Genomic DNA, 804 nt, shown 5'->3' with positions numbered 1-804 from the left:
GGCCAGCCCCGAGCCGGCCGAGCAGGACCAGCCGGGCCCGCACCCGCCGGGCCAGGTCCTCGGCCAGGGTGAGGCCGATCCCGCCGAGCCGCCGGTGACGAGGTAGACGCCGCCCTCGCGCAGCCCTTCGGGCGCGCCGTCCCGGGGGGGCCGGGGCGGCCACCGGGACGGGCTCGTACCCCCGCACCCAGCGCCGTCCGGACCTCAGCACCACCGGGGAGGGCGGCGTCCCCTCCTCGGGGGCGTCGAGCCGCGGGTCCCGGGCGAGCTCGGCCAGCACGGGGCCGAAGCCGTACGGCACCGCCCCGGATCCGGCGGGCTCCCCCGCGGTCCCCGCCGCTACCTCCGCGGTGGCCTCGGCCGGGGTCTCCAGGTCGAGGTGGCGGACCGACAGCCAGGGCGCCTCCAGGGGCACGACCTTGGCGATCCCGGCCACCGTCGCGTGCTCGGGGCGGCGCAGGTCGGGGCCGAGCACGCCCTGCGTGCCCGCGGTCAGCACGTCCAGGTGCACGCCGGACTCCCGCTCGGCCGCCGCCAGCGCCTGGACGAGGGTGAGCAGGCTGAAGAAGCCGAGGTCCTGGGCGGCCAGCGTGCCGGCCGCGTCGCGGGCGGGCGGGCCGTCGAGCGCCCAGGCGTGGACGATCCGCTCCGGTACTCCGGCCTCGGCGATCAGGGCCTCGTAGTCCTCCCGGGAGCCGGGCCGGACCGTGATCCCGCCGTCGGCCGTGCGGCCGTACCGCTCTCCGGCGGCGACGGTCAGCACCTGCGTCCCGGCCGCGCGCAGCGCCGCCGCCAGCGGGGCGG

Annotated in this window: 1 pseudogene; it reads right to left on the bottom strand. The window is 80.1% G+C overall.

Going from position 1 to position 804, the window contains the following annotated elements:
- Positions 1 to 804: pseudogene (locus ACWJ6R_RS37360) on the bottom strand (hypothetical protein); the annotation flags it as partial.

It is taken from the genome of Planomonospora algeriensis (genome assembly GCF_977012225.1).
The sequence above is the reverse complement of the archived record's forward strand: the minus strand, read 5'-3'. Positions and strand labels throughout refer to the sequence as shown.